A 499-nucleotide genomic window follows, 5' to 3' on the forward strand; every position below is an offset into this window, starting at 1 on the left:
GTGTATCTGTTGTTCCACCAGGAGCATCGCAGAGTAGCTACGTTCGGACGGGATAACCGCTGAAAGCATATAAGTGGGAAGCCCACCTGAAGATAAGATCGCACCTGTTGTAGTCCGGGCAGACGACCCGCTTGATAGGTCACAGGTGTAAGTTCAGTAATGGATTCAGCCAAGTGATACTAATCGCCAAGCTTGACCATATTACAATATACACGTTAATTAACGTGTATGTAGAAGAGATCGTCTCTCGTTTTTTTAATCACTGTCTGGTGGTCCGCACCGACGGACTTTTCGCTAGGCTTACGCTCCGCGAAAGTCCGAAACCTCGCTCCCTATGGGTCGCTCCGGTTGGCTTTCCCTAATTTGTATAAGATCAGGAAGGTTTAGAAGGAGGAAGAGGTGGTGATGATTAATAAATATGAAATACTTTGTCGTATAAAGTTGGGAAAGCCTTTGGTCGTAAGATCGGAGGCTTTTTTGTTTTAGGCGGATAAATGCT

Annotated in this window: 1 rRNA gene; it reads left to right on the forward strand. The window is 45.7% G+C overall.

The features are described from left to right. Positions 1 to 200: ribosomal RNA gene (locus EHS11_RS02500) — 23S ribosomal RNA — on the forward strand; the annotation flags it as partial. Positions 201 to 499: the final 299 nt, after the last annotated feature.

The organism is Leptospira ilyithenensis, assembly GCF_004771005.1.
In the GTDB taxonomy this organism is placed as follows: Bacteria; Spirochaetota; Leptospiria; order Leptospirales; family Leptospiraceae; genus Leptospira_A; species Leptospira_A ilyithenensis.